The sequence below is a fragment of the Citrobacter sp. XY323 genome (assembly GCF_025106035.1).
In the GTDB taxonomy this organism is placed as follows: domain Bacteria; phylum Pseudomonadota; class Gammaproteobacteria; order Enterobacterales; family Enterobacteriaceae; genus Citrobacter; species Citrobacter braakii.
Window position 1 is genome coordinate 1 of the sequence record NZ_JANYUK010000012.1, and the last position, 25,531, is coordinate 25,531.

At 50.7% G+C, this 25,531-nt stretch carries 23 protein-coding genes; 3 read left to right on the top strand and 20 right to left on the bottom strand.

Translation table 11 applies throughout. The annotated features are described in order from the left end of the window. Positions 1-163: 163 nt before the first annotated feature. The 7 genes from N0B36_RS15975 to N0B36_RS16005 form a co-directional block, all read right to left on the bottom strand. On the bottom strand, positions 164-922 hold the full coding sequence (locus tag N0B36_RS15975) for an amino acid ABC transporter ATP-binding protein (protein ID WP_016154732.1): 759 nt from the start codon (positions 920-922) through the stop codon (positions 164-166). Between the two features lie 7 nt (positions 923-929). Further along, positions 930-2,033, bottom strand: a complete 1,104-nt coding sequence (locus N0B36_RS15980; protein WP_259688672.1) for an amino acid ABC transporter permease — start codon at positions 2,031-2,033, stop codon at positions 930-932. Between the two features lie 9 nt (positions 2,034-2,042). Beyond that, positions 2,043-3,224: an amino acid ABC transporter permease gene (locus N0B36_RS15985; protein WP_200047092.1), complete on the bottom strand. Its 1,182-nt coding sequence runs from the start codon at positions 3,222-3,224 to the stop codon at positions 2,043-2,045. Positions 3,225-3,293: 69 nt separating this feature from the next. Next, positions 3,294-4,319, bottom strand: coding sequence for an amino acid ABC transporter substrate-binding protein (locus N0B36_RS15990; RefSeq protein WP_003025295.1), 1,026 nt, complete (start codon positions 4,317-4,319; stop codon positions 3,294-3,296). A gap of 460 nt (positions 4,320-4,779) precedes the next feature. Then, the gene (locus N0B36_RS15995; RefSeq protein ID WP_003025292.1) at positions 4,780-5,001 is read right to left on the bottom strand and encodes a lipoprotein; all 222 of its coding nucleotides are present in this window, start codon (positions 4,999-5,001) and stop codon (positions 4,780-4,782) included. A gap of 272 nt (positions 5,002-5,273) precedes the next feature. Continuing rightward, positions 5,274-8,387: an efflux RND transporter permease subunit gene (locus N0B36_RS16000; protein WP_016157598.1), complete on the bottom strand. Its 3,114-nt coding sequence runs from the start codon at positions 8,385-8,387 to the stop codon at positions 5,274-5,276. Positions 8,388-8,398: 11 nt separating this feature from the next. After that, complete coding sequence (locus tag N0B36_RS16005; protein ID WP_103767055.1) at positions 8,399-9,562, bottom strand: efflux RND transporter periplasmic adaptor subunit; 1,164 nt, start codon at positions 9,560-9,562, stop codon at positions 8,399-8,401. Positions 9,563-9,975: 413 nt separating this feature from the next. Between N0B36_RS16005 and envR the strand changes: the two genes are divergently transcribed. Continuing rightward, entirely contained in the window at positions 9,976-10,632 is a 657-nt protein-coding gene (envR, locus tag N0B36_RS16010) for an acrEF/envCD operon transcriptional regulator (protein WP_047359095.1), read from the top strand. Between the two features lie 46 nt (positions 10,633-10,678). Here the strand turns inward: envR and N0B36_RS16015 are convergent, their stop codons facing one another. The 13 genes from N0B36_RS16015 to N0B36_RS16075 form a co-directional block, all read right to left on the bottom strand. After that, complete coding sequence (locus tag N0B36_RS16015; RefSeq protein ID WP_141875717.1) at positions 10,679-10,843, bottom strand: DUF2556 family protein; 165 nt, start codon at positions 10,841-10,843, stop codon at positions 10,679-10,681. An 82-nt stretch (positions 10,844-10,925) separates the two neighbouring features. Further along, a complete protein-coding gene (gene yhdJ, locus N0B36_RS16020) occupies positions 10,926-11,810 on the bottom strand; it encodes an adenine-specific DNA-methyltransferase (RefSeq protein WP_047499792.1) in 885 nt (294 codons plus the stop codon). Between the two features lie 88 nt (positions 11,811-11,898). Then, entirely contained in the window at positions 11,899-12,195 is a 297-nt protein-coding gene (gene fis, locus N0B36_RS16025) for a DNA-binding transcriptional regulator Fis (protein ID WP_000462905.1), read from the bottom strand. Between the two features lie 25 nt (positions 12,196-12,220). Next, positions 12,221-13,186: a tRNA dihydrouridine synthase DusB gene (gene dusB, locus N0B36_RS16030; RefSeq protein ID WP_003025224.1), complete on the bottom strand. Its 966-nt coding sequence runs from the start codon at positions 13,184-13,186 to the stop codon at positions 12,221-12,223. A 298-nt stretch (positions 13,187-13,484) separates the two neighbouring features. Next, positions 13,485-14,261: a carbonic anhydrase gene (locus N0B36_RS16035; RefSeq protein ID WP_049283193.1), complete on the bottom strand. Its 777-nt coding sequence runs from the start codon at positions 14,259-14,261 to the stop codon at positions 13,485-13,487. Positions 14,262-14,389: 128 nt separating this feature from the next. Next, the gene (gene prmA / locus N0B36_RS16040) at positions 14,390-15,271 is read right to left on the bottom strand and encodes a 50S ribosomal protein L11 methyltransferase (protein ID WP_047499780.1); all 882 of its coding nucleotides are present in this window, start codon (positions 15,269-15,271) and stop codon (positions 14,390-14,392) included. 12 nt (positions 15,272-15,283) lie between these two features. Beyond that, positions 15,284-16,735, bottom strand: a complete 1,452-nt coding sequence (gene panF, locus N0B36_RS16045) for a sodium/pantothenate symporter (protein ID WP_016157593.1) — start codon at positions 16,733-16,735, stop codon at positions 15,284-15,286. Continuing rightward, positions 16,725-16,967 carry a YhdT family protein gene (locus tag N0B36_RS16050; RefSeq protein ID WP_016154721.1) on the bottom strand — a complete coding sequence of 81 codons (243 nt, stop codon included), beginning with the start codon at positions 16,965-16,967 and terminating at the stop codon, positions 16,725-16,727. Before N0B36_RS16050 ends, panF begins: the two co-directional genes overlap by 11 nt. Positions 16,968-17,074: 107 nt before the next feature. After that, positions 17,075-18,424, bottom strand: coding sequence for an acetyl-CoA carboxylase biotin carboxylase subunit (gene accC, locus N0B36_RS16055; RefSeq protein WP_003828838.1), 1,350 nt, complete (start codon positions 18,422-18,424; stop codon positions 17,075-17,077). 10 nt (positions 18,425-18,434) lie between these two features. Then, positions 18,435-18,905 carry an acetyl-CoA carboxylase biotin carboxyl carrier protein gene (accB, locus tag N0B36_RS16060; RefSeq protein WP_003025210.1) on the bottom strand — a complete coding sequence of 157 codons (471 nt, stop codon included), beginning with the start codon at positions 18,903-18,905 and terminating at the stop codon, positions 18,435-18,437. Positions 18,906-19,297: 392 nt separating this feature from the next. Beyond that, entirely contained in the window at positions 19,298-19,897 is a 600-nt protein-coding gene (msrQ, locus tag N0B36_RS16065; RefSeq protein WP_016157592.1) for a protein-methionine-sulfoxide reductase heme-binding subunit MsrQ, read from the bottom strand. Then, positions 19,898-20,902 carry a protein-methionine-sulfoxide reductase catalytic subunit MsrP gene (msrP, locus tag N0B36_RS16070; protein WP_016157591.1) on the bottom strand — a complete coding sequence of 335 codons (1,005 nt, stop codon included), beginning with the start codon at positions 20,900-20,902 and terminating at the stop codon, positions 19,898-19,900. 119 nt (positions 20,903-21,021) lie between these two features. Next, positions 21,022-21,996, bottom strand: a complete 975-nt coding sequence (locus N0B36_RS16075; RefSeq protein ID WP_016154718.1) for an MDR family oxidoreductase — start codon at positions 21,994-21,996, stop codon at positions 21,022-21,024. 225 nt (positions 21,997-22,221) lie between these two features. Here N0B36_RS16075 and csrD point away from each other — a divergent pair, with 225 nt between their 5' ends. Together csrD and mreB are read left to right on the top strand one after the other, a co-directional pair. Further along, positions 22,222-24,162 (top strand): RNase E specificity factor CsrD, encoded by a 1,941-nt coding sequence (gene csrD, locus N0B36_RS16080; protein WP_016154717.1) that lies wholly within the window; start codon positions 22,222-22,224, stop codon positions 24,160-24,162. 306 nt (positions 24,163-24,468) lie between these two features. Next, complete coding sequence (mreB, locus tag N0B36_RS16085) at positions 24,469-25,512, top strand: rod shape-determining protein MreB (protein WP_000913396.1); 1,044 nt, start codon at positions 24,469-24,471, stop codon at positions 25,510-25,512. Positions 25,513-25,531 lie beyond the last annotated feature (19 nt).

A 25,531-nucleotide genomic window follows, 5' to 3' on the forward strand; every position in this document is an offset into this window, starting at 1 on the left:
TGCCGAACTCAGAAGTGAAACGCCGTAGCGCCGATGGTAGTGTGGGGTCTCCCCATGCGAGAGTAGGGAACTGCCAGACATCAAATAAAAACAAAAGGCCCAGTCGAAAGACCGGGCCTTTTGTTTTATCTGTTAAACGCCGGGCTGTATCCGGCGCATGACTTTAATGAATAACCTGCGACAAAAACGCACGAGTGCGTTCAGATTTGGGGTGAGCAAAAAACTCATCCGGTGCTGCCTGTTCAACAATCTCGCCAAGATCCATAAAGATCACCCGGTCGGCCACTGTACGGGCAAAGCCCATTTCATGGGTAACACACAGCATGGTCATGCCTGATTGTGCCAGACCTATCATGGTATCAAGCACTTCTTTTACCATTTCAGGATCCAACGCTGATGTGGGTTCATCGAATAACATGATTTTGGGTTTCATGCACAGTGAGCGTGCAATGGCTACGCGCTGTTGCTGCCCACCAGAGATTTGCCCAGGATATTTATGCGCATGTTCAGCAATGCGAACTCGCTCAAGGTAGTGCATTGCCAGAGCTTCAGCCTCTTTTTTTGGCATCTTTTGCACCCAGATCGGTGCCAGCGTGCAGTTTTGCAGGACCGTCAAATGAGGAAAGAGATTAAAGTGCTGAAAAACCATGCCAACTTCTTGTCTGACGCGCTCAATATTGCGGATATCTTCATTGAGTTCGATCCCATCCACCACAATACGTCCTTGCTGATGCTCTTCAAGATGGTTGATACAGCGGATAGTTGTCGATTTACCCGAACCGGAAGGTCCGCATAATACGATGCGTTCTCCCTGCTTTACCTTCAGGTTGATGTTTTTCAGGACGTGAAACTGTCCGTACCATTTGTTGACGTTTTCCAGCGTAATCATCGCGTCGGTAGACGGCATTAATAATTGGCTCATAAATTCCTCAGTGCGGTGTACGCCCGGTGTTAAAACGTTTTTCCAGATGTTGGCTGTAACGCGACATGCTAAAACAGAAGATCCAGTAAATCAGTGCAGCGAAAACATATCCTTCCGTCGACATACCCAACCATGCAGGGTCCACAGTTGCCTGCTGCACGCTACTGAAGAGATCAAACAGGCCGATGATGATGACCAGACTGGTATCCTTAAACAGGGCGATAATCGTGTTAACCAGACCCGGAATAACCAGCTTGAGGGCTTGCGGAAGAATGACCAGCCCTTGCGTTTTCCAGTAGCCTAACGCCAGTGATTCAGCGGCTTCATACTGACCTTTTGGTAGGGCCTGTAACCCTCCGCGAACCACTTCTGCGACATAGGCCGACTGGAAAAGAATCACGCCGACCAGCGCCCGGATAAGTTTGTCGATACTGGTCCCTTCGGACATAAACAGAGGAAGCATGACCGAGGACATAAAAAGGACGGTAATCAACGGCACACCGCGCCAGAACTCAATGAAAATGACGGATAAAATCCGCACGACTGGCATATGAGACCGACGTCCAAGCGCCAGTAAAATACCCCACGGAAGCGCGCCCGCAATCCCCACGGATGCAATGATAAGCGTCAGTGTTAATCCGCCCCACTGTCGGGTTTCTACGCGCTCCAGTCCGAAAAAACCACCGTACATCAACCACCAGACCACCACGGGATAAACGACGGCCCAGACGGTGATATAGCGGCCACGGTGAGGAATAGATTTCCAGAACATAGGGACGATAGAGGCCAGGCCAATGATCAGGGCCAGATTTACGCGCCAGCGCTGATCGTGGGGATAAAGTCCATACATGAATTGCCCAAATCGTTCATGAATGAACACCCAGCAAGCCCCTGCTTTGGTGCAGTCTGCGCGGGTTGAACCGACCCAGTTGGCCTGAAAGAATGCCCAGTTCAGCAGTGGCGGAAGAAATGACCAAATCAGCCAAACGCACAGCAGCGTGAGCAGGCTATTTGACCAACTGGAGAACAGGTTTTTACGCACCCAGAGTAGACTGCGGTTTGCCGGGTTACTGTTCTGACGCGAGGGGTGAGACAGCAGTGCTTTTGTCATCATGGCTCCTTAGCGCTCAATCAGTGCAATACGGCGATTATAAATATTCATCAGCAGAGAAATGCTCAGGCTGATGATCAGGTACACCGACATCGTGATAGCAATAGTTTCAATGGCTTGCCCTGTTTGATTGAGTACCGTGCCGGCAAACAGTGAAACCATATCCGGGTAGCCAATAGCGGCCGCAAGTGAGGAGTTTTTGACGATATTCAGATACTGGCTGGTTAATGGGGGAATGATGACGCGCAGCGCCTGTGGGATGATCACCTGGCGCAGTGTCACCGGATTTGGCAGACCCAGCGAGCGTGCTGCTTCATGTTGGCCATAAGGAACGGCCTGTATTCCCGCTCGAATAATTTCTGCTATAAACGCCGAGGTATACACTGAAAGCGCCAGCGTCAGGGCAGCCAGTTCGGGAATAAGCACCATACCGCCACGGAAGTTAAAACCGCGAAGGGCGGGGATATCCCAGTGAAGCGCTGCGCCAAACAGCCACTGTGAGATCATCGGTAAAAGCACGATCAGCGCCAGAGTCGTGGGCCAGGTCCGGCGTAGCTGACCGGTTTTAGTCTGGTGCATTCTGTTGTAGCGAAATAGCCCGATAGCGACGACGATTGTGATAATTACAGCGCAGCAAAAGGCAAAAAATCCTTCTCCTATTTGCGGTGCCGGAATATAGAGTCCCCGGTTACTCAGAAACATCAAGTCCAGCGCGTTAACGGCCTGACGTGGGCCGGGCAGGTTACGTAATACGGCGAAATACCAAAAGAAGATCTGCAGCAGCGGCGGTATATTGCGGAACGTTTCGATGTAGATCGTCGAGAGCTTTCGTAATAACCAGTTATCTGACAGGCGTGCCAGTCCGAGAAAGAAACCGAGAATTGATGCGAAAACAATGCACAGTGCAGAAACTAATAGCGTATTGAGCAGGCCAACGATAAAGACACGGCCATACGTATCGCCTTGCTCGTAATCGATCAGATGCTGGACAATACCAAATCCGGCGCTGCGATCGAGAAAAGAGAATCCCGAGGTAATACCGCTATTATTCAGGTTATTTATCGTGTTATGGATGAGATAGACCGCAATGCTGATGACTGCAATGACGGCAAGTATTTGAAATAACCAGGCGCGGACCGCAGGGTTAGAAAAGGATAACGATCCTTTTACGATTGAGCGGCGATGGAACATAAGAAAACCTCGGTAACTATGGCTCTGGACTGAGCGCCGCAGTCGCGGCGCCCGTTACATCACTACGCATTAGCGCACCGGTGGCGCATATTGAATGCCACCGTTATTCCAGAGGTTGTTCTGTCCACGTTTGATCTTCAGTGGGCTTTCCGATCCCACGTTACGCTCAAAGATCTCCGAGTAGTTACCTACCTGCTTGATAATGTTGTAAGCCCATTTGTTATCAAGCTTCAGATCCTTGCCATAATCCCCTTCTTTGCCTAACAGGTGTGCCATATCCGGCGTTGCAGGATTAGCCGCTTTTTCATCGACGTTTTTCGAGTTAACGCCCATTTCTTCCGCATTCAGCATGGCGAACAGCGTCCAGCGAACAATGGAGAACCACTCATCGTCTCCACGACGTACAACAGGTCCCAGCGGTTCTTTAGAAATAACTTCTGGCAGGACAATCCACTCCGCAGGATTACTCAGCTTGATTCGCAGGGCGTACAACTGAGACTGGTCGGAAGCCAGCGTGTCGCAGCGTCCAGATTCCAGAGCTTTAGCTGATTCATCCGAGCGGTCAAAGGTGACAGGGGTGTACTTCATGTTGTTGGCTTTAAAGTAGTCAGCCACGTTCAGTTCGGTATCTGTTCCTGCCTGGATACAAACCGTTGCGCCATCCAGCTCTTTAGCACTCTTAAGACCCGCTTTATTGTGGGTAAGAAAACCAATGCCGTCGTAATACGTTACGCCAGTGAAAGACATTCCCATTCCTGCGTCACGAGAGGAGGTCCAGGTGGTATTACGAGAGAGCATGTCGACTTCACCTGATTGTAGTGCGGTAAAGCGTTCCTTGGCGGTGAGCGGGGTATATTTTACTTTGCTATCATCGCCAAATACGGCGGAGGCAACGCCACGACATACGTCGACATCAATACCTGAGAACTTACCGCTTGCATCGGCATAAGAAAAGCCAGGCAACCCGTCACTGATCCCACACTGCACAAAACCTTTTTTCTTTACGGCATCAAGAGTTGCGCCGGCATGTGCCTGATTTGCAACCGCAAGCAGCACGCCGGCCGCTGCCAGGCTGGCTATTATCATCTTTTTCATAGAGCATCCTGTGTGGAGGAATTATTGTTATGGAAACGTTCTGAAAACGTCTTTTACCTGTCTGTGGCTATGGCCATACTCTTTTAAGCAAAGGTAGTGCCAGGTTTTTGCGCACGATTATTCGACGCAATATCCAGAGTGTAGACAGGAAAAAATAAATGCAGCGCCCTGAAGTGGTGCAAAATTGAAACGTAAGCCACATTTCGGCGCAAAAAATTTAAAAATCAAACCGGACGCGTGATAACGATTTCGTACGTTAATATTGATGACGTGAGAATAATGAAAAGAAAGCGCGCTGTTACGAAGAACTGAAAAAATGCTAATTTCAAATCGTGGATATGTGAGGAAAATCTATAATAATTTTATTATACGTTGAGTGCTATATACCAACGTTTTGTCTTATATGAAGATTTAATTCTTATTGCAAAAAGCGCGGTACCCACCGCGCTTTTAAGAAGATTTATTTGGTCAGGGCGACTATCCCAAGCGTCAGCCCGGCAACGGCTGCTGCGCCACCGGCGATGGCACCGGCTGTTTCCCAGTTATCCTGCGTGGTGCCTTTCATACAGGTATTGGTATGAACCAGGCGCCCCTGATCGTCGTATACAGGTACGCAAGGAGAATCGTGTGCACAGCCGGCCAGGAATGCGGTAAGCAATGCAACGGATATTAATCTTTTCATGGTGTTACCTCAAAAATAAGCGTTTCGCTAATTGAGCAAAGACAAACGCTAAGCCATCTGCGAACTCGGCGATTATTTTACCACTTCTTAAAAAAATACTGACATGAGGAATAATCTCAATTCATGTGGATTGTAAAAATAATGGATAAAAAGAAAGGTGATTCGCGATTTTTTCAGGAAGGGTTTATTAGAAATAAATGGCTATCTTATTAATAAATAAAGAGGGGCATCTTAGGTGAAAAAGGCGTCCGAAGACGCCTTTATTTTACAAATTAAACGTTGCGCCGACTAAAACGCCGTCTGACGACAACGAAGAAGACGGGGACGAAGAAGATTGCCAACAATGTCGCGGTCAGCATGCCTCCCATTACGCCTGTACCGACCGCATTCTGTGCCCCGCTACCCGCTCCGTGGCTGATAACCAGAGGCATAACCCCCAGAATAAACGCCAGGGACGTCATCAGGATTGGACGAAGACGCATGCGTGACGCCTCCAGTGTGGCTTCAATCAACCCCTTGCCTTCTTTATCCATCAGATCTTTGGCAAACTCCACGATAAGGATAGCGTTTTTGGCGGAAAGACCGATGGTAGTCAGCAGACCTACCTGGAAGTAAACATCATTATTCAGACCACGTATGGACGCCGCCAGAAGCGCACCGACCACGCCGAGCGGTACAACCAACATGACTGAAAATGGAATAGACCAGCTCTCATACAATGCGGCGAGACACAGGAAGACGACGATTAACGAAATAGCGTATAACGCAGGTGCCTGATTGCCGGAGAGCCGTTCCTGATATGACATTCCCGTCCAGTCATAGCCGATACCGGTTGGCAGCTGTGCTGCCAGGTTTTCCATGAGCGCCATGGCTTCACCGGTGCTTCGACCCGGCGCGGCCTCTCCCAGTATTTCCATTGATGGCATACCGTTGTAACGCTCCAGGCGGGGTGAACCATAAATCCAATGCGACGAACTGAACGCAGAGAATGGCACCATTTCACCATTCCCACTACGTACGTAGAGATTGTTGATGTCGTTGGGTAACATACGGAACGGCGCGTCAGCCTGAACGTATACCTTTTTCACTCGGCCATGATCGATAAAATCGTTCACATAGGTGCCGCCAAGGGCCGTGGAAATCGTTTGGTTTATATCCGACAGACTTACGCCTAACGCCTGGGCTTTTTCCTGATCAATATCCAGCTTAAATTGCGGGGTATCTTCCAGACCGTTAGGGCGCACGCGCACCAGCAAATCTGGATGTTCTCTCACCATACCCAGCAACTGGTTCCGGGCTTTCGTCAGTTCTGTATGACCGAGGTTAGCCTGATCAATTAACTGAAAATCAAAGCCGGTCGCGGTACCCAGTTCAAGAATGGCAGGCATGTTGAACGGGAACACCAGTCCATCTTTAATCTGGCTGAACGCCCTGGTCGCACGTTCGACGATAGCCGTCACGCCGTTTTCATCGCCCGAACGCTCTTCCCATGGTTTGAGGCTAATAAAGACGATACCGGAGTTCTGTCCCTGGCCGCTAAAGCTGAAGCCATTAACGGTGAACACCGATTTTACGTTCGCTTTTTCCTGGTTCAGGTAGTAATTCTGAATCTGATCCAGCACCTGCTGTGTGCGCGTCTGTGTCGCACCAGCAGGAAGTTGCACCATTGTCATAAAGACCCCCTGATCCTCTTCGGGCAAGAAGGAGGTAGGGAGGCGTAAAAACAGAACAGCCATTCCGCCGACGATAAGAACATATAGCAACAAGTAGCGTCCGGTTTTGCGCAGAATACCGCTGATACTATTGCTGTAATGCCCGACGCTTTTATCGAACAGGGCGTTAAACCATCCGAAAAAACCGCCTTTCTTTTCAACATGTCCGGCGGAAACGGGTTTTAGCAGCGTTGCGCAAAGCGCTGGCGTAAGAATGAGGGCGACCAGAACAGAAAGCGCCATCGCTGAAACAATGGTCAGAGAGAACTGGCGGTAAATGGCGCCGGTCGAGCCGCCAAAGAACGCCATGGGGATAAATACCGCCGAGAGCACCATCGCGATCCCGACCAGTGCGCCCTGGATCTGGACCATGGATTTCTGCGTCGCCTCTTTGGGCGGCAGTTTCTCTTCCGCCATGACGCGTTCGACGTTTTCTACTACCACGATGGCGTCATCGACCAGCAGGCCGATGGCCAGCACCATTCCGAACATCGTTAGCGTGTTGATGGAGAATCCGAATGCTGCGAGGATCGCGAATGTTCCCAACAGCACGACAGGCACTGCGATAGTTGGAATCAGCGTGGCGCGCAGATTTTGCAGGAACAGGTACATCACCAGGAAGACGAGGATGATGGCTTCAAACAGCGTTTTCACCACCTCGTTAATCGAGATTTTTACAAATGGTGTAGTGTCATAGGGGTAAACCACTTGCAAACCTTGCGGGAAGAAAGGTTGTAACTCAGCCAGCTTTGCTTTGACGCCTGCAGCAGTATCCAGCGCGTTTGCACCGGTCGCCAGCTTAATGCCCAGACCTGTTGCGGGCTGACCATTAATTTTCGTCACCATGTTATAGTTTTCGCCGCCGAGTTCGATGCGGGCTACATCTCTGAGGTGAACCATTGAGCCATCCTGGCCCACCTTCAGCGTTATGCGGCCAAACTCTTCCGGCGTTTTCAGGCGTGTCTGAGCAATAATGGAGGCATTAAGTTGTTGACCCTGGACGGATGGCGCGCCTCCCAGTTGGCCTGCGGCAATTTGATTATTTTGCGTTCTCAGTTGATTGATAACGTCCAGCGGAGTCAACTGATATTTGTTCATTGCGTTGCTGTCGAGCCAGATGCGCATTGCGTACTGTGCACCAAACATCTGGACATCGCCGACACCGGCTGTTCGGCTTATTGCGTCTTTAACGTTAGACGCCACATAGTCGGAAATATCATCCTGCGTCAGATTGTTATTATCGGAGACAAAACCCGCCACCATCAGGAAACCGCTGCTGGATTTCTCGACGCTGATTCCCTGCTGCTGTACTTCCTGAGGCAGTAAGGGCATCGCTAACTGTAATTTGTTTTGCACCTGGACCTGTGCGATATCCGGGTCAGTACCCGACTCGAAAGTCAGAGTAATGGTGACGCTCCCGGAGGAATCGCTGGTGGAGGACATATACATCAGGTTATCGATACCGTTCATATTCTGTTCGATAACCTGCGTAACCGTGTCTTGTACTGTCTGCGCATCCGCACCTGGGTAGGTGGCAGAAATAGCGACCGCAGGAGGTGCAATGGTCGGATACTGTGCAACGGGCAGTTGCATGATTGCCAGAGCCCCTGCCATCATCAGAATGATGGCCAGAACCCAGGCAAAAATAGGGCGATTGATAAAAAAGTTAGCCATGTCCGGTTACCTTATTGCGCAGTTTTTGCGGCTGGAGTTTCGGTATCGGTGGTTGCTTTAACCTTTACGCCGGGACGCGCTTTCTGCAATCCGCTGACGATAACCTTATCGCCAGGCTGTAAGCCCTCGCTGATTAACCACTTATCACCTATCGCCTGTGTAGCAACGACGGTGCGAGCCTCGACCTGACTCTTGTCATTGACAACCATCACCGTTGCATCGCCGCGTGGCGTACGCGTTACCCCTTGTTGGGGAACGAGAATGGCATTCGGCTGGACGCCTTCATCAATACGAGCACGCACAAACATGCCCGGCAGCAGCGTGTGCTGTGGGTTAGGGAATACGGCCCTGAGGGTGATGGATCCGGTACTTTCATCAACGGTGACATCAGAGAACTGCAACGCACCTTTCAGCGGGTACGACTGACCATTTTCCATCACCAGTTCGACGGTACTGCTGGCGCTGTCTTTATGCAGGCTCCCTTGCTCAACGGACTGTTTGAGGCGCATAAAGTCATTACTGGACTGTGTTACGTCGACGTAAATAGGATCAAGTTGTTGCACGGTAGCAAGCTCAGTTGCCTGGCCATTCGTGACTAATGCGCCTTCGGTGACGTTAGATTTACCGATACGTCCGCTAATGGGCGATGTCACTTTGGTGTAGGCCAGGTTGATACGAGCGCTTTCGACCGCCGCTTTTGCCGCGATAACGGAGGCATTGGCCTGGCGAGCATCAGCAATGGCCTGATCGTACTCTTGCTGGCTGATGTACTTAGTGCCAACCAGCGGGACATAACGTTTTACCGTTAAATGTGCGATAGCTGCTGCCGCTTCACTCTTTGCCAGTTCGCCTTTGGCGCTGTCGTAGTCGGCCTGGTAAGTCGCGGGATCGATCTGATAAAGCGACTGACCGGCTTCAACATCGCTTCCCTCGGTGAAATTCCGTTTAAGTACAATCCCGCTGACCTGAGGACGGACTTCAGCAATACGAAATGCTGTTGTGCGCCCTGGTAATTCGGTCGTCACGGCTAAAGGCGCCTTTTCGACGACATGGACAGTCACCTGCGGCTCTGCGGGGTGAGCTTGTGTTTCTCCCTGATCGTTACAACCGGCGAGTAATACAGCGGACATGATGATGAATGAGGGCAGGAGTGAAAACCTGGCATTTTTCGTCATTTCTATTCCTTAAAAAACCGAACGCTCGTTATTAACCGGGTAACGCAGAGGCGATAACGCGCACAAGTGAAAATAATGGTTGGCTATCCTACAAATTATTAGCTTGCGATGTAAGCAATACTTATTTATGGGCGCGATACACGGCACGTAAAAACAAAAAAGGATTAATCTTCGGTTGTTTCATTATGGTTTTAATAGTAATGCTATGATGCGCATAAACACATATTGAAATAAGTATTTGGTTGGTGAATATATTGGTGGTTGTTATTTGTTTTGTTTATTCGTGTGCAATGTCCATAATTAACTGTTTTAGAACTCGTCTAAATAAACGCTAAGTGATACATTTGTTCCGTTTAGCAAATATTAGATAAGAAAGTTAATCATTCTCTACCTTACCTCAGACAGTCGAAACCATGGCCAGAAAAACGAAAGCTGATGCCCTCAAAACACGACAGCACCTGATAGAAACAGCGATTATGCAGTTTGCCGTGCGTGGTGTTAGCAATACGACGTTAAACGATATTGCGGATGCCGCCAGCGTGACGCGGGGGGCGCTCTATTGGCATTTTGAAAATAAGACGCAATTGTTCAATGCGCTATGGTTACAACAACCTTCATTACGCGATCTTATTCAGGATAAGCTTATTGGTCGTTGGGGTGATAATCCTTTACAGCGACTGCGTGAAAAGTTTGTGGTGGGATTGCAATATATTGCACAGAATCCTCGCCAGCAGGCATTAATGCAAATTTTATATCATAAATGTGAATTTCATAACGATATGATATCAGAACAGACCATTCGCGATAAAATAGGTCTCAGTCATCAAAGCATTCGTGATTCACTGCAAAAGTGCGTGGATGAAAATCTGATTGCTACCAGTCTGGATTTAGATGTCATCATCATTATCCTGCACGGTAGCTTTAGCGGAATAATAAAAAACTGGTTAATGAATCCAGTGAGTTATGATTTGTATGGGCAAGCGCCAGTATTAGTTGATAACGTATTAAAAATGTTAAGCCCAGACGGCTGTGTAATGCAATTAATGCAGAGTGAAAATCAGCCAGGATAGTTTTAGCCGCCAGGGCCTGACGGCTGTCGATGTATTTTTCGTCGTGCTATTCGAGGTCGACGCAGTTGACCAGCTTGAGGGGGTTCACTGAATTCATATTCCGGCACTTATCGTGCTCCGTTGTCATCAGCTCTATCCACTGAATGAGCAGCGCATCAAAGAGAAAAACGAAGATCGCAAAAACAACCAGCCACCAATACTTGCGAATCATTACCAAACCCTGTGTATTCATGCCCAAGCGTGCAGGGAATATACACGAAATCTGCAAGCTGAAAAGCAGACTTACAATGCCTTTACTTTGCTGAAAGATCGCCGCTCTTTGCTGTTAATCGACTCTTTTTAGACAGATTTTTTGTCTTCCGCTTTTTCACCTTTGCAAGTTCATTCTCTGAAAAATGCGAACCAATGCTCATTCTTCTGAGCCCCATTTTTACGTACTCGGCATTGATTTCAATCCCGACAAACTTGCGACCTAATTCCACGGCAGTGGCACCGGTCGTGAAGCTACCGGCAAACGGATCCAGCACGCTGTCATCTGGACTGGAGGAAGCCAGAATGATGCGTTCAAGGAGGGCTTTGGGTTTTTGAGTGGGGTGATTTTCGTATTCGTCCATCAGATAACGAACGCGTGGAAACTCCCAGACATTGCCTGGTACTTTTTTCTGGTTGTAAGGTTGGGGCGGGTTCTTTCTGTAGTCTATCAGTGCACGTTTAGCGCCCGTTTTGGCTTCAACCAAAATATCATCACGATTAAACGTGTAGTTTTTCTGATCTTTTACCATCATCAGAAGCGGTTCATACATCGAACCAAAGTAATTTTTGGCCTGCACCCCGGAGCTATCGTATGACCACACGATACGGCTCTTGATGGTAAAGAGCTGGCGGCATTTGAGATCGATGTACGGCATGTTCTCCGTACTGTTCATGATGTACATGGTGCCGTGTGATTTGAGAATGCGATGGCACTCGTCAATGCACTCAAACAGCCATGCCAAAAAGGCCTCTTCGTCCCAGGATTCCACCATCCCGTCAAAGTCTTTACCGATGTTATAAGGTGGGTCGGCGAAAATGAGATCGACGCTTTCAGACGGCAGCTTTTTCAGTTCGGTCAGTGCATCACCCAGGATTATCTTTTTAGATTCATCGCCAAAATAGACAGGTTCACATCTTGCGTTCATCGCCAAAGCCTCCCGTGTGACGTTAATAAAAAAGGCGCTTCCCCATGCCGAGTAGCGCCTTTTAAAACAAACATTTCGCTGATTAGTATCAGTTCATGCCGTATTTTTTCAGTTTTTTACGCAGCGTACCACGGTTGATGCCCATCATCAGGGCAGCACGGGTCTGGTTACCGCGGGTGTATTGCATCACCATGTCCAACAGGGGCTGTTCTACTTCAGCCAGTACCAGCTCATAGAGATCGTTAACATCCTGACCATTCAATTGAGCAAAATAGTTCTTCAGTGCCTGTTTAACCGAGTCACGCAGGGGCTTTTGAGTTACCTGATCCTGAGAGTTAACGGTAGAAACGGTCAGTACGTCAGAATTTACGCGTTGTTCGAACATAGTTCTGTCAGCTCTTTATTTCTGTTTACGCAAAATTTTCGAAGTATGCCTCCAACGCCGCCAGCTGTTCGCTGGAATCTTCAATGGCGTTGAATGTGCGCCGAAACTGGTCATCCGGAGCGTGTTCCTGGAGATACCAGGATACGTGTTTACGCGCAATTCGGTACCCTTTTGCCTGACCATAAAAGTCGTGCAGTTCCCGAACGTGCGCACAAAGCAAGCGCTTCACCTCTGCCAGAGGCAGCGGGGGCAGCAGCTCCCCAGTGTCCAGATAATGCTGGATTTCCCGAAAGATCCAGGGTCTTCCCTGAGCTGCACGTCCTATCATCAGGGCATCCGCCCCCGTATAGTCGAGTACAGCTCTGGCTTTATGCGGGTCAGTAATGTCGCCATTCGCGATAATCGGAATGGAAACTTTCTGCTTAACTGCCCGAATACTGTCGTACTCAGCATCTCCATTGAACAAACAGGCGCGGGTGCGTCCATGAATGGTCAGAGCCTGAATGCCACAGTCTTCAGCCAGTTGGGCAATCTCTACGCAGTTACGGTGTTCCGGAGCCCAGCCGGTGCGAATCTTGAGTGTGACAGGAACGTCCACTGCATTGACGACCTCGGTTAGTATTGATTTCACTAGATCCGGGTACTGCAAGAGGGCTGAACCTGCGAGCTTGCGATTCACTTTTTTAGCCGGACACCCCATATTGATATCAATAATCTGGGCGCCGCTTTCCACGTTAATACGTGCGGCATCGGCCATCTCAACAGGGTCGCTACCGGCAATTTGCACCGTGCGAATTCCTGGCTCATCAACGTGCACCATCCGTAAACGAGACTTGTCACTTTCCCAAACCTGCGGGTTAGAAGACATCATCTCGGATACCGTCAATCCTGCTCCCATCTCATAGCACAGCGTCCTGAATGGTCTGTCAGTGATGCCAGCCATAGGTGCTGCGATCAGGCGATTTCTGAGCTGGTATTGTCCGATGCGCATGAGTTAAGAAATGACCATACTGTGACTGCAAGGCGGCGTATATTACGCATTTTTCGCACGAGATGAAAGGCCAAACTTTGACCAATCCACTGAGGTGGATCAATGAATTGCCGTAAATATGAACGCATGAAAATATTTAATCATATAAATCATTGCATTATAAAGATGTGTCGATTTTATATACACATATAATTTTGCGTAACTTCTCATTTTTTCTTCAGCCGCAGAAGGTGCTGGCAAGATATTCTGCTGAATTAATCAGCAAATTGTCTCGCCATTGTGTGATCTCTACCTCATTTTAGTACAGGATCTCGGTATCTCCTGAATGGCTGTCGGTGATCTTGCGCTCATTAACTGGCTGCGGTGGACGATTGTTCGCAGGCCCAACAATGTAGTGAAATTTATCCAGTTGTTCGGCTGAAAGGGCAACAGGCGTTTTCAGGACAGTCCAGCTGACGCCTTCAGTACAGGGAGGTGTAGTTAGCGAACCGCTATAGCGCCAATAGGTTTTATCGTCGGGTAAAAGTTGGTTGATATCGACTGGCGAGAAGATGGGCATACTGTTGTCCTCCATGGTTGGAAATGACTCCCACAGATTTTGAATCGCCTGGTTAGGTTCGCCGACGTCAAACATGACCGCCACGATAGTGATGTCTCCGCTTTGATTTTTGTGGACTAACTGCAACTCCAGCGGATAGGTTTTACCGTTGAAGGTATGTTCGCTCGGGGCGTGAAAATCTAAGTGTTTTAGATAATAAATCTTTCCATCAACTTCAATGGAGTTTGAGGTATAGCTACTCATTGTTGCCCGCAGAGTATGGTTAATGCTTCGAAATCTTGTCGGACCATCGACATATTGCATGCTGAGTGAAGGAAGTCCAAGTTTACGAGTTGTGGCGGTCTGGATATCAATGGGTGATTGATTTATTCCAGTCTGGCATGTTGCATACTCTTTGCTGATTTCTCCCCACTGTGCGGGACCAGATTCTCCGCTATAACCCCATGGCGCGGCCAGCGCGGTCAGTGGCATCAGGCATGCTGTCAGTAATGTTGTGATAAATAGGTTGAAGCGCATACGTTTACTCAACGAAAATCAATATAAAGATTAACAAAATCAATAAATTATTATATCGCTGGAGAACGTCTCAGTATGCTGGTCAATTGTCTGAAAATGGCGTGGTCAGGCAACCACGCCGGAAGGGATTATTTTTTCTGACCGGTAATGCGGCACCACTCTTCTTTCTCGATAACCGGATCGAGCGTAAAGAGTTCGGCATAGGCCTCACAGACGCTTTCCGCCTGGCTGGCAAGAATGCCAGAAAGCCCCAGTAAACCGCCCTCAACGGGCAGTACGCTGATTAACGGTGCCAGTTCACGTAATGGGCCTGCGAGGATGTTTGCGACCACCACGTCGGCTTTCATCGCCTCTGGCTGGTCTTTCGGCAGATAAAGCTCCAGACGCTCAGAAACGCCATTACGCTGGGCGTTATCACGGCTGGCCTGAATTGCTTGCGGATCGATGTCTACGCCGATGGCTTTTGCCGCACCCAGCTTCAGTGCCGCAATGGCAAGAATGCCGGAGCCGCAGCCGAAGTCGATGACGGTTTTGCCGTTAAGATCGAGACCGTCCAGCCATTGCAGGCATAGGGAGGTGGTGGGGTGAGTGCCGGTACCAAACGCCAGACCCGGGTCCAGCATCACGTTGACGGCATTCTCATCCGGGACATCGCGCCAGCTTGGGCAAATCCACAAACGTTCACCAAAGCGCATCGGGTGGAAGTTATCCATCCATTCGCGTTCCCAGTCTTTGTCTTCGAGCTGTTCGATTTTATGCGCGAAGCCTGTACCCAGCAGCGGATGCTGCTCCAGGATGGCAACCACTTCTTTCATGTCGGTTTCTGCATCGAACAAGCCGATAACGTCGGTATCTCCCCACAGGCGAGTCTCGCCCGGCAGAGGCTCAAATACCGGCGTATCATGCGTGTCCTGGAAAGTAATGGAAACGGAGCCCGCTTCCATCAGCGCATCGCTCAACTCTTCAGCGTTGGCACCGGTCGTGTTCAGTTTCAGTTGGATCCATGGCATGGCAAAACTCTTTTATTTATCAGTAGTCAATATGGCGGCTTGCGGGACGGCAGAACCGAAACGGTTGCCGATCAGGAAAGCCAGCAAGCTTATCAGTAACGAGGGCACAATCGGGTGGAAACCCAGGTACTGAATGTTAAATGTAGCGAGTACGGCATAAAGAACGCCGCCGATAATCATCGCGCTCAAAGCGCCCGCCGCGTTTGCCCGCTCCCAGTACAGGCCCAGTACCAGCGGCCACAGGAAGACGGCTTCCAGCCCGCCAAACGCCAGCAGATTAAGCCAGATAATCATTTCTGGTGGTTTCCAGGCAGCCAGTAGCAGTAACGCGCCGAGCAACAGGGTAATCACTGCCGACATGCGCTTCAGCCGGGTTTCGTTTTTCAGCTGTTCCGGACGCAGGTTCAGGTACAGATCCTTAATGATCGTAGCGGAACTTTGCAGCAATTGGGCATTGATCGTCGACATGATCGCGGCCATGGGGGCCGCGAGGAAGATCCCGGCAGCTACCGGCGGCAATACTTTGACCATTAGCGTAGGGATAACCAGATCCGGCACTGTCAGATCAGGGATCACCGCACGCCCCAACGCACCCGCCAGATGCATACCAAACATCAGGATTGCCACTACGATGGTGCCGATGATAATGCCGCGGTGTACAGCTTTGCTGTCTTTATAAGAGATGCAGCGTACTGCTGTATGCGGCAGCCCAATTACGCCAAAGCACACCAGTACCCAGAATGAGGTCATGAACGTGGGTGACAGAATGTCATCCGCGCCTTGCGGCGAGACCAGTTTAGGGTCGATAGTTTGCAGGGTTACCACCGCATTGCTGAGGCCACCGGCAGCATGAACGACGCCGACCAGCAGAACAATAGTACCAATCAGCATCACCATACCCTGCATGGTGTCGTTCAGTACGCTGGCGCGAAAACCGCCGAACGCCGTATACAATGCGATACTGACGCCAAAAATAAGCAAACCGGTTTCGTAAGGTATACCTGCAGCGGTTTCAAGCAAACGTGCGCCGCCAATAAACTGTACGGTCATTGCTCCGACAAACGCGACCAGCAGGCTAAGGCTTGCCAGCCACACAAGCAGGCGACTCTGGTAGCGGGCAAACAGCATATCGTTGAGGGTAACGGCATTATAACGGCGCGCCAGAATCGCGAATTTCTTACCAAGAATCCCCAGAGAAAGCCAAACGGCGGGCAACTGGATCATCGCCAGCAGCACCCATCCCAGCCCGTATTTGTAAGCGGCGCCAGGACCGCCAATAAACGAACTGGCGCTAATGTAGGTTGCCGTTAGCGTCATGGCTAATACGACCCCGCCCATCGAGCGGCTGCCGAGGAAATATTCATTCAGGAAAGTGCCGGTCGATCTCTTACGCATGGCGTAAACGGAAAGACCGAAGACCACCAACAGATAGGCGACCAGCGGCAAAATAACTTCAAGCTGCATCGTCATCCTCCAACGGAATGTCGCGATAGATAAACTTCACCATCGCCCAGCACAGCACGATGAAAACCAGCGGCGTTAGCAGGCAGGCCATTTCGAACCAGTGTGGTAAGCCGGTAAAACCGAGCGTGGAATCTGGTAAGTAAGCGGCCACTAACCATGTGGCAAGATATAAAAGGGTCAGCCACAGCGCCCAGCGCGCCTCTTTATGGGCCTGAACAAAACGAGCGTCCATTTTTTGTCCCTTGTGGATAAAGAAAGCGGGGATTGTACCTTATGGCACGTGCGGGAGGGGAGAAAAACAAAAGGCCGGAATTTCCGGCCTTTTCAGTTAACGCACGCTTACTTTTCCTGAAGTCCGAGTTTTTTCTCCAGATAGTGGATATTGGTTCCACCGTGCTGGAAATGCTCGTCATTCATGATGCGGATCTGCAGATCAACGTTGGTTTTGATACCGTCGATGATCAGTTCCTGCAATGCGTTTTTCATACGGGCGATTGCTACGTCGCGGTTTTCGCCATAGCAGATCAGCTTACCGATCATTGAGTCATAGTACGGAGGTACGGTGTAGCCTGCGTAAATATGAGACTCCCAGCGCACACCAAAGCCACCCGGCGCGTGGAAACGCGTGATTTTACCCGGGCTTGGCAGGAAGGTGTTCGGGTCTTCGGCGTTGATACGGCATTCTACCGCATGGCCTTTAACCACAACTTCATCCTGCTTGATGGACAGCGGTTGTCCCGCAGCGATGCGCAGCTGCTCTTTGATCAGGTCAACGCCGGTGATCATTTCGGTTACCGGGTGTTCAACCTGAATACGGGTGTTCATTTCAATGAAGTAGAACTCGCCGTTTTCGAACAGGAACTCGAAAGTACCTGCCCCGCGATAGCCGATATCAACACACGCTTTGGCGCAACGCTCGCCGATGTAGCGACGCAGTTCCGGAGTAATGCCCGGTGCTGGTGCTTCTTCGACGACTTTCTGGTGACGACGCTGCATGGAGCAGTCACGTTCTGCCAGATAAATCGCGTTACCCTGACCGTCCGCCAGCACCTGAATTTCGATGTGGCGTGGGTTTTCCAGGTACTTCTCCATGTAAACCATGTCGTTGTTGAAAGCCGCTTTCGCTTCCGCTTTGGTCATGGAGATGGATTGTGCCAGTTCGGCATCGCTGCGCACGACGCGCATACCGCGACCGCCGCCGCCGCCGGAGGCTTTGATAATAACTGGATAACCGATGCGCTTCGCATGAGCGCGGTTAGCGTCCATGTCGTCGCCCAGAGGGCCGTCAGAGCCTGGGACTGTCGGTACGCCAGCTTTTTTCATCGCGGTAATTGCGGACACTTTATCGCCCATCAGGCGGATGGTGTCGGCTTTCGGGCCGATGAAGATAAAGCCGGAACGTTCTACCTGTTCAGCAAAGTTGGCATTCTCAGAGAGGAAGCCATAGCCCGGGTGAATTGCCACTGCGCCGGTGATTTCAGCAGCGCTAATGATAGCCGGGATGTTCAGATAGCTTTTTACGGACGGAGCCGGGCCAATACAGACCGTCTCATCCGCCAGCAATACGTGTTTTAAATCGCGATCCGCGCTTGAATGCACAGCGACAGTCTTGATGCCCAGCTCTTTACAGGCACGCAGAATACGCAGGGCGATCTCACCGCGGTTGGCGATAACAATTTTATCCAACATGTTCGCCTCGTTATTCGATGACGACCAGCGGCTCGTCAAATTCTACCGGTTGACCGCTTTCTACCAGAATCGCTTTCACTACGCCGGATTTGTCGGCTTCGATCTGGTTCATCATTTTCATGGCTTCAACGATGCACAGGGTATCGCCCGCATTCACTTTCTGGCCGATTTCGATGAACGCTTTCGCATCTGGGCTCGGGGTGCGGTAGAACGTACCAACCATTGGGGAGCGTACGATGTGACCACTGATTTCCGCTGCTGCCGGAGCTTCCATACTTGGAGAGGCAGTTTGTGCGACAGCGTTAGACAGAGCTGGCTGCTGCATCACTGGTGCAGCATAAGCCTGTTGCATCATTGGAAAACTTGCAGCTGGCGCCGCACGGCTGATGCGTACAGACTCTTCGCCTTCAGAAATTTCCAGTTCGGAGATGCCTGATTCTTCAACCAGCTCGATCAGTTTTTTAATCTTACGAATATCCATGAGTGGGTTCCGTACTCTTTGTTTAGTGAGATTGTGACAAGCGTTTTACCGCCGTCTGTATAGCATTTTTATAACAGTGAGTGACAAGATGCCACGCATCTCAGGCATTGCACTGGGTGCGGTTGCCATTAAGTGAGATTGCCAGACTTGTTAGTCATTGTGCGGCTATCTTCTGCCATTTTCGGGTAAAAGACAAAATATACCTTCAACATGCGAATGTCACCCTTTCAGCGCTCTAAAAACGCTACCGGGGATAGCAAAGTCGCACATTATAACTATTTCGTAGCAATTGGCAGCTAAATACTGGTCTTATCAGGGAAGATAATCAACCGTTAACATGTAAAGAAAATCGGATCGTCCACATTTTGTAACGCACTGCACATAACGTGAAACTACCGCCACCACTGGCGAAACTTCTTGTAACGGCAGGCTAACAACACCACAGCGAGTGCTGCATAAATAATCGGTTGAGGGGAGATAATTTTTACCGACCACAGATAATGTATGGGTGCCAGGATCGCCACAAGATAGACGAAGTTGTGCAAATACTGCCAATTTTTGCCCAGTTTTCGCTGAGCCGACTGGGTGGAGGTTAACGTGAGGGCGAATAATATGCCCCAACTGGCAATGCCCAGCATCAAATAAGGTCGCGTGATTAATTCCCGTCCTAACAGCGCCAGATTATGAATGCCCAGTTCCAGGAGTGCGTAGCTGGTTAAATGCAACGTTGCCCAGGCGAAACACCATAGCCCTAACAGGCGCCGTGTGCGTATCAATAATGGCTGTTTAGCGTAGCGCGCGAGGGGAGAGACCAGCAAGGTCGCCAGCAAGAATTTCAGAGCTGTCCTACCGGTAAAGTGCTGGATATCTTTGACCGGGTCTGCGCTCAGACCACCGTGATTCACCGCCCAAAATAGCCAGACAAACGGTAAAAAGCCGGCAAGGTGCAGGCAAACTTTCAGCCCGGTAATGTGCTTTGCAGTCAGGCGCACTCAAAAATTCTCCTGCAGGTTAAGACCACGGTACAGCGAAGCGACCTCGTCGGCGTAACCGTTAAACAGCAGCGTGGGTTGGCGCTGAACGTCCAGAATACCGCCTGCGCCAATAAAACGCTCAGTGGCCTGGGACCAGCGCGGGTGATCGACATGCGGATTCACGTTGGCATAAAATCCATATTCATTGGGGGCGGCCAGATTCCAGGTTGTCGGGGGGCGTTCGCGGGTTAGTTTAATACTCACGATCGACTTAATGCCTTTAAATCCGTATTTCCACGGCACAATTAAGCGAATGGGCGCGCCATTTTGTGGGGGAAGAGCTTTTCCATAAACCCCCACGGTAAGCAGAGTGAGTGGATGCATAGCTTCATCCAGACGCAGTCCTTCAACATAGGGATACTTCAGCCCGCCGCCAATAAAGCGATCTTTTTGTCCTGGCATCTCATCCGGCGCGTAGATCGTTTCGAAGGCGACATATTTTGCGTTGCTGGTGGGTTCAACCTGCGCCAGCAGTTTATGTAACGGAAAACCAATCCACGGCACGACCATTGACCAGGCTTCCACACAGCGCATCCGGTAAATCCGTTCTTCCAGTGGGAAACGGGCGGTCAGCGCATCGTGATCGAGGGTGAGTGGTTTTGCCACCTCACCACTGATTTTTAACGTCCACGGATCGGTTTTCAGACTGCCAGCATTGGCTGCCGGATCCGCTTTATCGAGACCGAACTCATAGAAGTTGTTGTAGCCAGAAACTTTATCCGCCGGCGTTAAAGGAAGCGAATTTTGCCAGGCGGCGGGTTTACTGAAATCAAGCGGCTTACCCGCGGGCGCGGGCGGGCGGTCATTCCCCTTAAACCAGCTAAGAAGGTCAGCCTGCGCAGAGAGGGGGAAAGACAACGCGGCGGCGCTGATTCCTAATGCTTTCAGTACCTGGCGGCGTTGCATAAAAAAAGCCGACTCGTCAGTGACGTCGGCTTCTGTAAATGGACGTAATTTCTTCATAACAGACTCCCGGCTTACGCGTCATAACTGACAGGGGACGCGTAGTTAATATGGCAGGGAGTCTGTAGATATGCCGCGAAATTTCGTTAATTAAGTGTAAATTTCTGCGCCAGAGCTTGTTACTTCACCTTCACCAGCGTACGACCTTGCACCTGGTTATTGATGATGGCATCGGCAAACTTCGGCGCATCCGCCAGCGTAATCTCCGTGGCGGCCTGAGCATAGAAAGAGTCCGGCAGATCCTTAACCAGACGCGCCCAGGCTTCTGCCCGGCGTGCCGGCGGGGTCATCACCGAGTCCACCCCTTGCAAACGAACGTTACGCAGAATAAATGGCATCACCGTCGTCGGCAGAGCGAAACCGCCAGCCAGGCCGCAGGCGGCAACGCAGCCACCGTAGTTCATCTGTGCCAGGACTTTTGCCAGAACTTTGTCGCCAACGGTATCAACCGCACCAGCCCACAGCTGTTTTTCCAACGGACGAGATTCAGCAAATTCATCGCGGCTAAGGATACGGTTAGCGCCCAGGCTCTTCAGGTAGTCGTGAGTGCTTTCGCGACCCGAAACCGCCGCAACCTGATAACCCAGCTTATGCAGTAACGCCACGGCCGTGCTACCCACGCCGCCGCTGGCGCCAGTGACGACAATCTCACCGTCTTGCGGGCGAATACCTGCATCTTCAAGCGCCATGACGCACAGCATGGCGGTAAAGCCAGCGGTACCGATGACCATGGCTTTACGTCCGTCCAGCCCTTGTGGCAGCGCAACCAGCCAGTCGCCTTTCACGCGTGCGCGTTCGGCCAGTCCACCCCAATGATTTTCACCCACGCCCCAGCCGGTCAGTAAAACTTCCTGACCTGCATGAAAACGGGGATCTTCGCTTGTGCGCACGGTACCGGCGAAATCGATACCAGGAATCATCGGAAAATTACGAATGATTTTACCCTTGCCGGTGATAGCCAGGGCGTCTTTATAGTTCAGGCTTGACCAGTGGACATCCACCGTCACATCGCCTTCCGGTAGCTGATTTTCGTCGAGGGGTTGAACGGATGCGAGGGTTTTTCCGTCCTGCTGTTCTAAGATCAAAGCCTGCATAACCTGTCCTCAATTCGTATAGTGGATTGGAAAATTATTAATGAAGACTATACTCGCTAATCAAAACATGATGCCGATTCCGCGCAATAAATTGCCAGATATACCTAATTTGGTAGTATGCCCACACTGTTTGTATAAATGGACGGATTTTGCGTTCAGTTTTGCATTTTCGCGCCGCTTTATCACTTTCATGCCTGTTTCATAACTGTCGGAGTTAACACAAGGATGCGATTAACGACGAAATTTTCAGCTTTTGTGACGCTGCTTACAGGGTTAACGATCTTCGTAACTCTGATCGGTTGCTCGCTGAGTTTCTATAACGCGATTCAATATAAGTTCACCACCCGTGTTCAGGCGGTGGCGACAGCGATTGATACGCACCTTGTCTCCCGCGATGTCGTTGCGCTAACCCCGCAAATCGATGAACTGATGGTTTCGGTTGATATCGTGCGCGTCGAACTGCTTCAGGGCGAACACGTGGTGTATGACCACTCCCGAACCAGCAGCTACCGCCCGGCGGGGACGAACAATCTGTATCGTGATGTCACCGTCCCGTTGGTCAAACACCCGGGCATGTCGCTGCGTCTGGTTTATCAGGATCCCATGGGCAACTATTTCCATTCGCTGATGACTACCGCGCCGCTCACGTTGGCGATTGCTTTCATTATACTGATGCTCTTTTTGTCTGTGCGTTGGCTTCAGCGTCAGCTTTCAGGTCAAGAGTTGCTGGAGATTCGTTCAACGCGCATTCTTAACGGCGAACGTGGACCGAACGTGCGGGGGACGGTCTATGAATGGCCTGCGCGTACCAGTAGCGCGCTCGATATGCTGCTGACCGAAATTCAAAGTGCCCGCGAGCAACGTAGCCGACTGGATACGCTGATTCGTTCCTATGTGGCGCAGGATACAAAAACCGGGCTAAGCAACCGCCTGTTTTTTGATAACCAACTGGCAACGCTGCTGGAAGATCAGGAAAAAGTGGGATCGCATGGCGTCGTGATGATGGTACGCCTGCCGGACTTTACACTGCTGCGCGATAGCTGGGGAATTACCCTTGCGGAAGAACAAATTTCAACGCTAATCAATTTGTTGTCGACTTTTATGACGCGCTATCCGGGCGCGTTGCTGGCGCGCTACCACCGTAGCGATTTTGCCATCCTGTTGCCACACCGCACGCTGAAAGAGGCGGAAAGTATTGCCGGGCAATTATTAAAAGCGGTAGATGCGCTTCCGGCTAATAAAATGATCGACCGTGCCGATATGGTTCATATTGGCATTTGTGTTTGCCGCAGCGGTCAGTCGACGGAACAAGTGATGGATCACGCCGAAGCCGCCACGCGCAACTCGGTATTGCAGGGTGGGAACAGTTGGTCGGTCTATGATGACTCACTACCGGAAAAAGGTCGGGGTAACGTACGCTGGCGAACGCTGATCGAACAAATGCTCAGCCGGGGTGGACCCAGAATTTATCAAAAGCCTGCGGTAACCCGTGAAGGACGGGTGCACCACCGGGAGCTGATGTGCCGTATTTTTGATGGCAGCGAAGAGGTTATTTCGGCGGAATATATGCCGATGGTCCTGCAGTTTGGCCTGGCTGAAGAATATGACCGTCTGCAAATCAGCCGTCTGATCTTACTGTTGGGCTACTGGCCGCAGGAAAACCTGGCGATGCAGACAACGGTTGAATCGCTAATTCGCCCACGTTTTCAGCGCTGGCTACGTGATACGCTGATGCAGTGCGAAAAATCATTACGCAAACGCATAATTATTGAACTTGCTGAGGCAGATGTCTGTCAACACATCAGCCGGTTACAGCCCGTCATCAGATTGATGAATGCGCTGGGTGTGCGAATTGCCGTTACGCAGGCGGGTTTAACGCTGGTGAGCACCAGTTGGATCAAAGAGCTTAACGTTGAGTTATTGAAGCTGCATCCAAGCCTGGTGAGGAATATTGATAAGCGAACCGAAAACCAGCTCCTGGTGCAAAGCCTGGTGGAGGCTTGTTCTGGAACACCAACGCAGGTTTACGCCACGGGCGTTCGTTCGCGTAGCGAGTGGCATACGCTGACGGAACGCGGAGTTGCGGGTGGGCAAGGGGATTTTTTTGCTGCATCACAGCCACTTGACACTAACGTGAAAAAATATTCGCAAAGATACTCGGTTTAACCTGCCGTTTAATTCGTTTTCACGTAGAATAACGCGCGCTGTGCCTTCTGGGGGTGTGCTTGTCTGCTCGCCAGGTTGTAACAGCAAACATGCAGGTGAATGACCTTTGACAGGTTGCAAACAAAAGCGAGGAGTGCTGCTGATTTATTCAGCCCTGATGGACTCAGGCCGATTTTGTAACAAAGGAAACGAACTGCACTAATTTTCACCGTAGCAGATGATTTTTGCGCCTTGTCGCTGCTGCGTGTGGTTGGTAAAGTAAGCGGATTTTGTTTTCCGCCCCAGCTTTCAGGATTATCCCTTAGTATGTTGAAAAAATTTCGTGGCATGTTTTCCAATGACCTGTCCATTGACCTGGGTACCGCGAATACCCTTATTTATGTAAAAGGACAAGGCATCGTATTGAATGAGCCTTCTGTTGTGGCCATTCGTCAGGATCGTGCCGGCTCGCCAAAAAGCGTAGCCGCAGTGGGCCATGACGCGAAGCAGATGCTGGGTCGTACACCGGGCAATATCGCCGCCATTCGCCCAATGAAAGACGGCGTTATCGCTGACTTCTTCGTGACTGAAAAAATGCTCCAGCACTTTATCAAACAAGTGCACAGCAATAGCTTCATGCGCCCAAGCCCGCGCGTACTGGTATGTGTACCGGTTGGAGCAACTCAGGTTGAACGCCGCGCGATCCGTGAATCCGCTCAGGGCGCAGGCGCCCGTGAAGTATTCCTGATCGAAGAGCCGATGGCGGCTGCGATCGGGGCGGGTCTGCCAGTTTCTGAAGCAACCGGTTCTATGGTTGTGGATATCGGTGGTGGTACAACTGAAGTTGCCGTTATCTCCCTGAACGGCGTGGTTTACTCCTCTTCTGTACGTATTGGCGGTGACCGCTTCGACGAAGCCATCATTAATTATGTTCGTCGTAACTACGGTTCTCTGATCGGTGAAGCCACCGCAGAACGTATTAAACACGAAATCGGTTCCGCTTATCCGGGCGACGAAGTGCGCGAGATCGAAGTTCGCGGCCGTAACCTGGCAGAAGGTGTTCCACGCGGCTTTACCCTGAACTCCAACGAGATTCTGGAAGCCCTGCAGGAACCGCTGACCGGTATCGTGAGCGCGGTGATGGTTGCACTGGAACAGTGTCCGCCAGAACTGGCGTCTGACATCTCCGAACGCGGCATGGTACTGACCGGTGGCGGTGCTCTGCTGCGTAACCTTGACCGTCTGTTAATGGAAGAAACCGGTATTCCAGTTGTTGTTGCTGAAGATCCGCTGACCTGCGTGGCGCGCGGTGGCGGCAAGGCGCTGGAAATGATCGATATGCACGGCGGCGACCTGTTCAGCGAAGAGTAATCGGATGCAGGTAGGGTAG

Coding starts and splice junctions, on each gene's coding strand:
- N0B36_RS15975 (WP_016154732.1), bottom strand. CDS start 922: ATGAGCCAATTATTAATGCCGTCTACCGACGCGATGATTACGCTGGAA.
- N0B36_RS15980 (WP_259688672.1), bottom strand. CDS start 2,033: ATGACAAAAGCACTGCTGTCTCACCCCTCGCGTCAGAACAGTAACCCG.
- N0B36_RS15985 (WP_200047092.1), bottom strand. CDS start 3,224: ATGTTCCATCGCCGCTCAATCGTAAAAGGATCGTTATCCTTTTCTAAC.
- N0B36_RS15990 (WP_003025295.1), bottom strand. CDS start 4,319: ATGAAAAAGATGATAATAGCCAGCCTGGCAGCGGCCGGCGTGCTGCTT.
- N0B36_RS15995 (WP_003025292.1), bottom strand. CDS start 5,001: ATGAAAAGATTAATATCCGTTGCATTGCTTACCGCATTCCTGGCCGGC.
- N0B36_RS16000 (WP_016157598.1), bottom strand. CDS start 8,387: ATGGCTAACTTTTTTATCAATCGCCCTATTTTTGCCTGGGTTCTGGCC.
- N0B36_RS16005 (WP_103767055.1), bottom strand. CDS start 9,562: ATGACGAAAAATGCCAGGTTTTCACTCCTGCCCTCATTCATCATCATG.
- envR (WP_047359095.1), top strand. CDS start 9,976: ATGGCCAGAAAAACGAAAGCTGATGCCCTCAAAACACGACAGCACCTG.
- N0B36_RS16015 (WP_141875717.1), bottom strand. CDS start 10,843: ATGATTCGCAAGTATTGGTGGCTGGTTGTTTTTGCGATCTTCGTTTTT.
- yhdJ (WP_047499792.1), bottom strand. CDS start 11,810: ATGAACGCAAGATGTGAACCTGTCTATTTTGGCGATGAATCTAAAAAG.
- fis (WP_000462905.1), bottom strand. CDS start 12,195: ATGTTCGAACAACGCGTAAATTCTGACGTACTGACCGTTTCTACCGTT.
- dusB (WP_003025224.1), bottom strand. CDS start 13,186: ATGCGCATCGGACAATACCAGCTCAGAAATCGCCTGATCGCAGCACCT.
- N0B36_RS16035 (WP_049283193.1), bottom strand. CDS start 14,261: ATGCGCTTCAACCTATTTATCACAACATTACTGACAGCATGCCTGATG.
- prmA (WP_047499780.1), bottom strand. CDS start 15,271: ATGCCATGGATCCAACTGAAACTGAACACGACCGGTGCCAACGCTGAA.
- panF (WP_016157593.1), bottom strand. CDS start 16,735: ATGCAGCTTGAAGTTATTTTGCCGCTGGTCGCCTATCTGTTGGTGGTC.
- N0B36_RS16050 (WP_016154721.1), bottom strand. CDS start 16,967: ATGGACGCTCGTTTTGTTCAGGCCCATAAAGAGGCGCGCTGGGCGCTG.
- accC (WP_003828838.1), bottom strand. CDS start 18,424: ATGTTGGATAAAATTGTTATCGCCAACCGCGGTGAGATCGCCCTGCGT.
- accB (WP_003025210.1), bottom strand. CDS start 18,905: ATGGATATTCGTAAGATTAAAAAACTGATCGAGCTGGTTGAAGAATCA.
- msrP (WP_016157591.1), bottom strand. CDS start 20,902: ATGAAGAAATTACGTCCATTTACAGAAGCCGACGTCACTGACGAGTCG.
- N0B36_RS16075 (WP_016154718.1), bottom strand. CDS start 21,996: ATGCAGGCTTTGATCTTAGAACAGCAGGACGGAAAAACCCTCGCATCC.
- csrD (WP_016154717.1), top strand. CDS start 22,222: ATGCGATTAACGACGAAATTTTCAGCTTTTGTGACGCTGCTTACAGGG.
- mreB (WP_000913396.1), top strand. CDS start 24,469: ATGTTGAAAAAATTTCGTGGCATGTTTTCCAATGACCTGTCCATTGAC.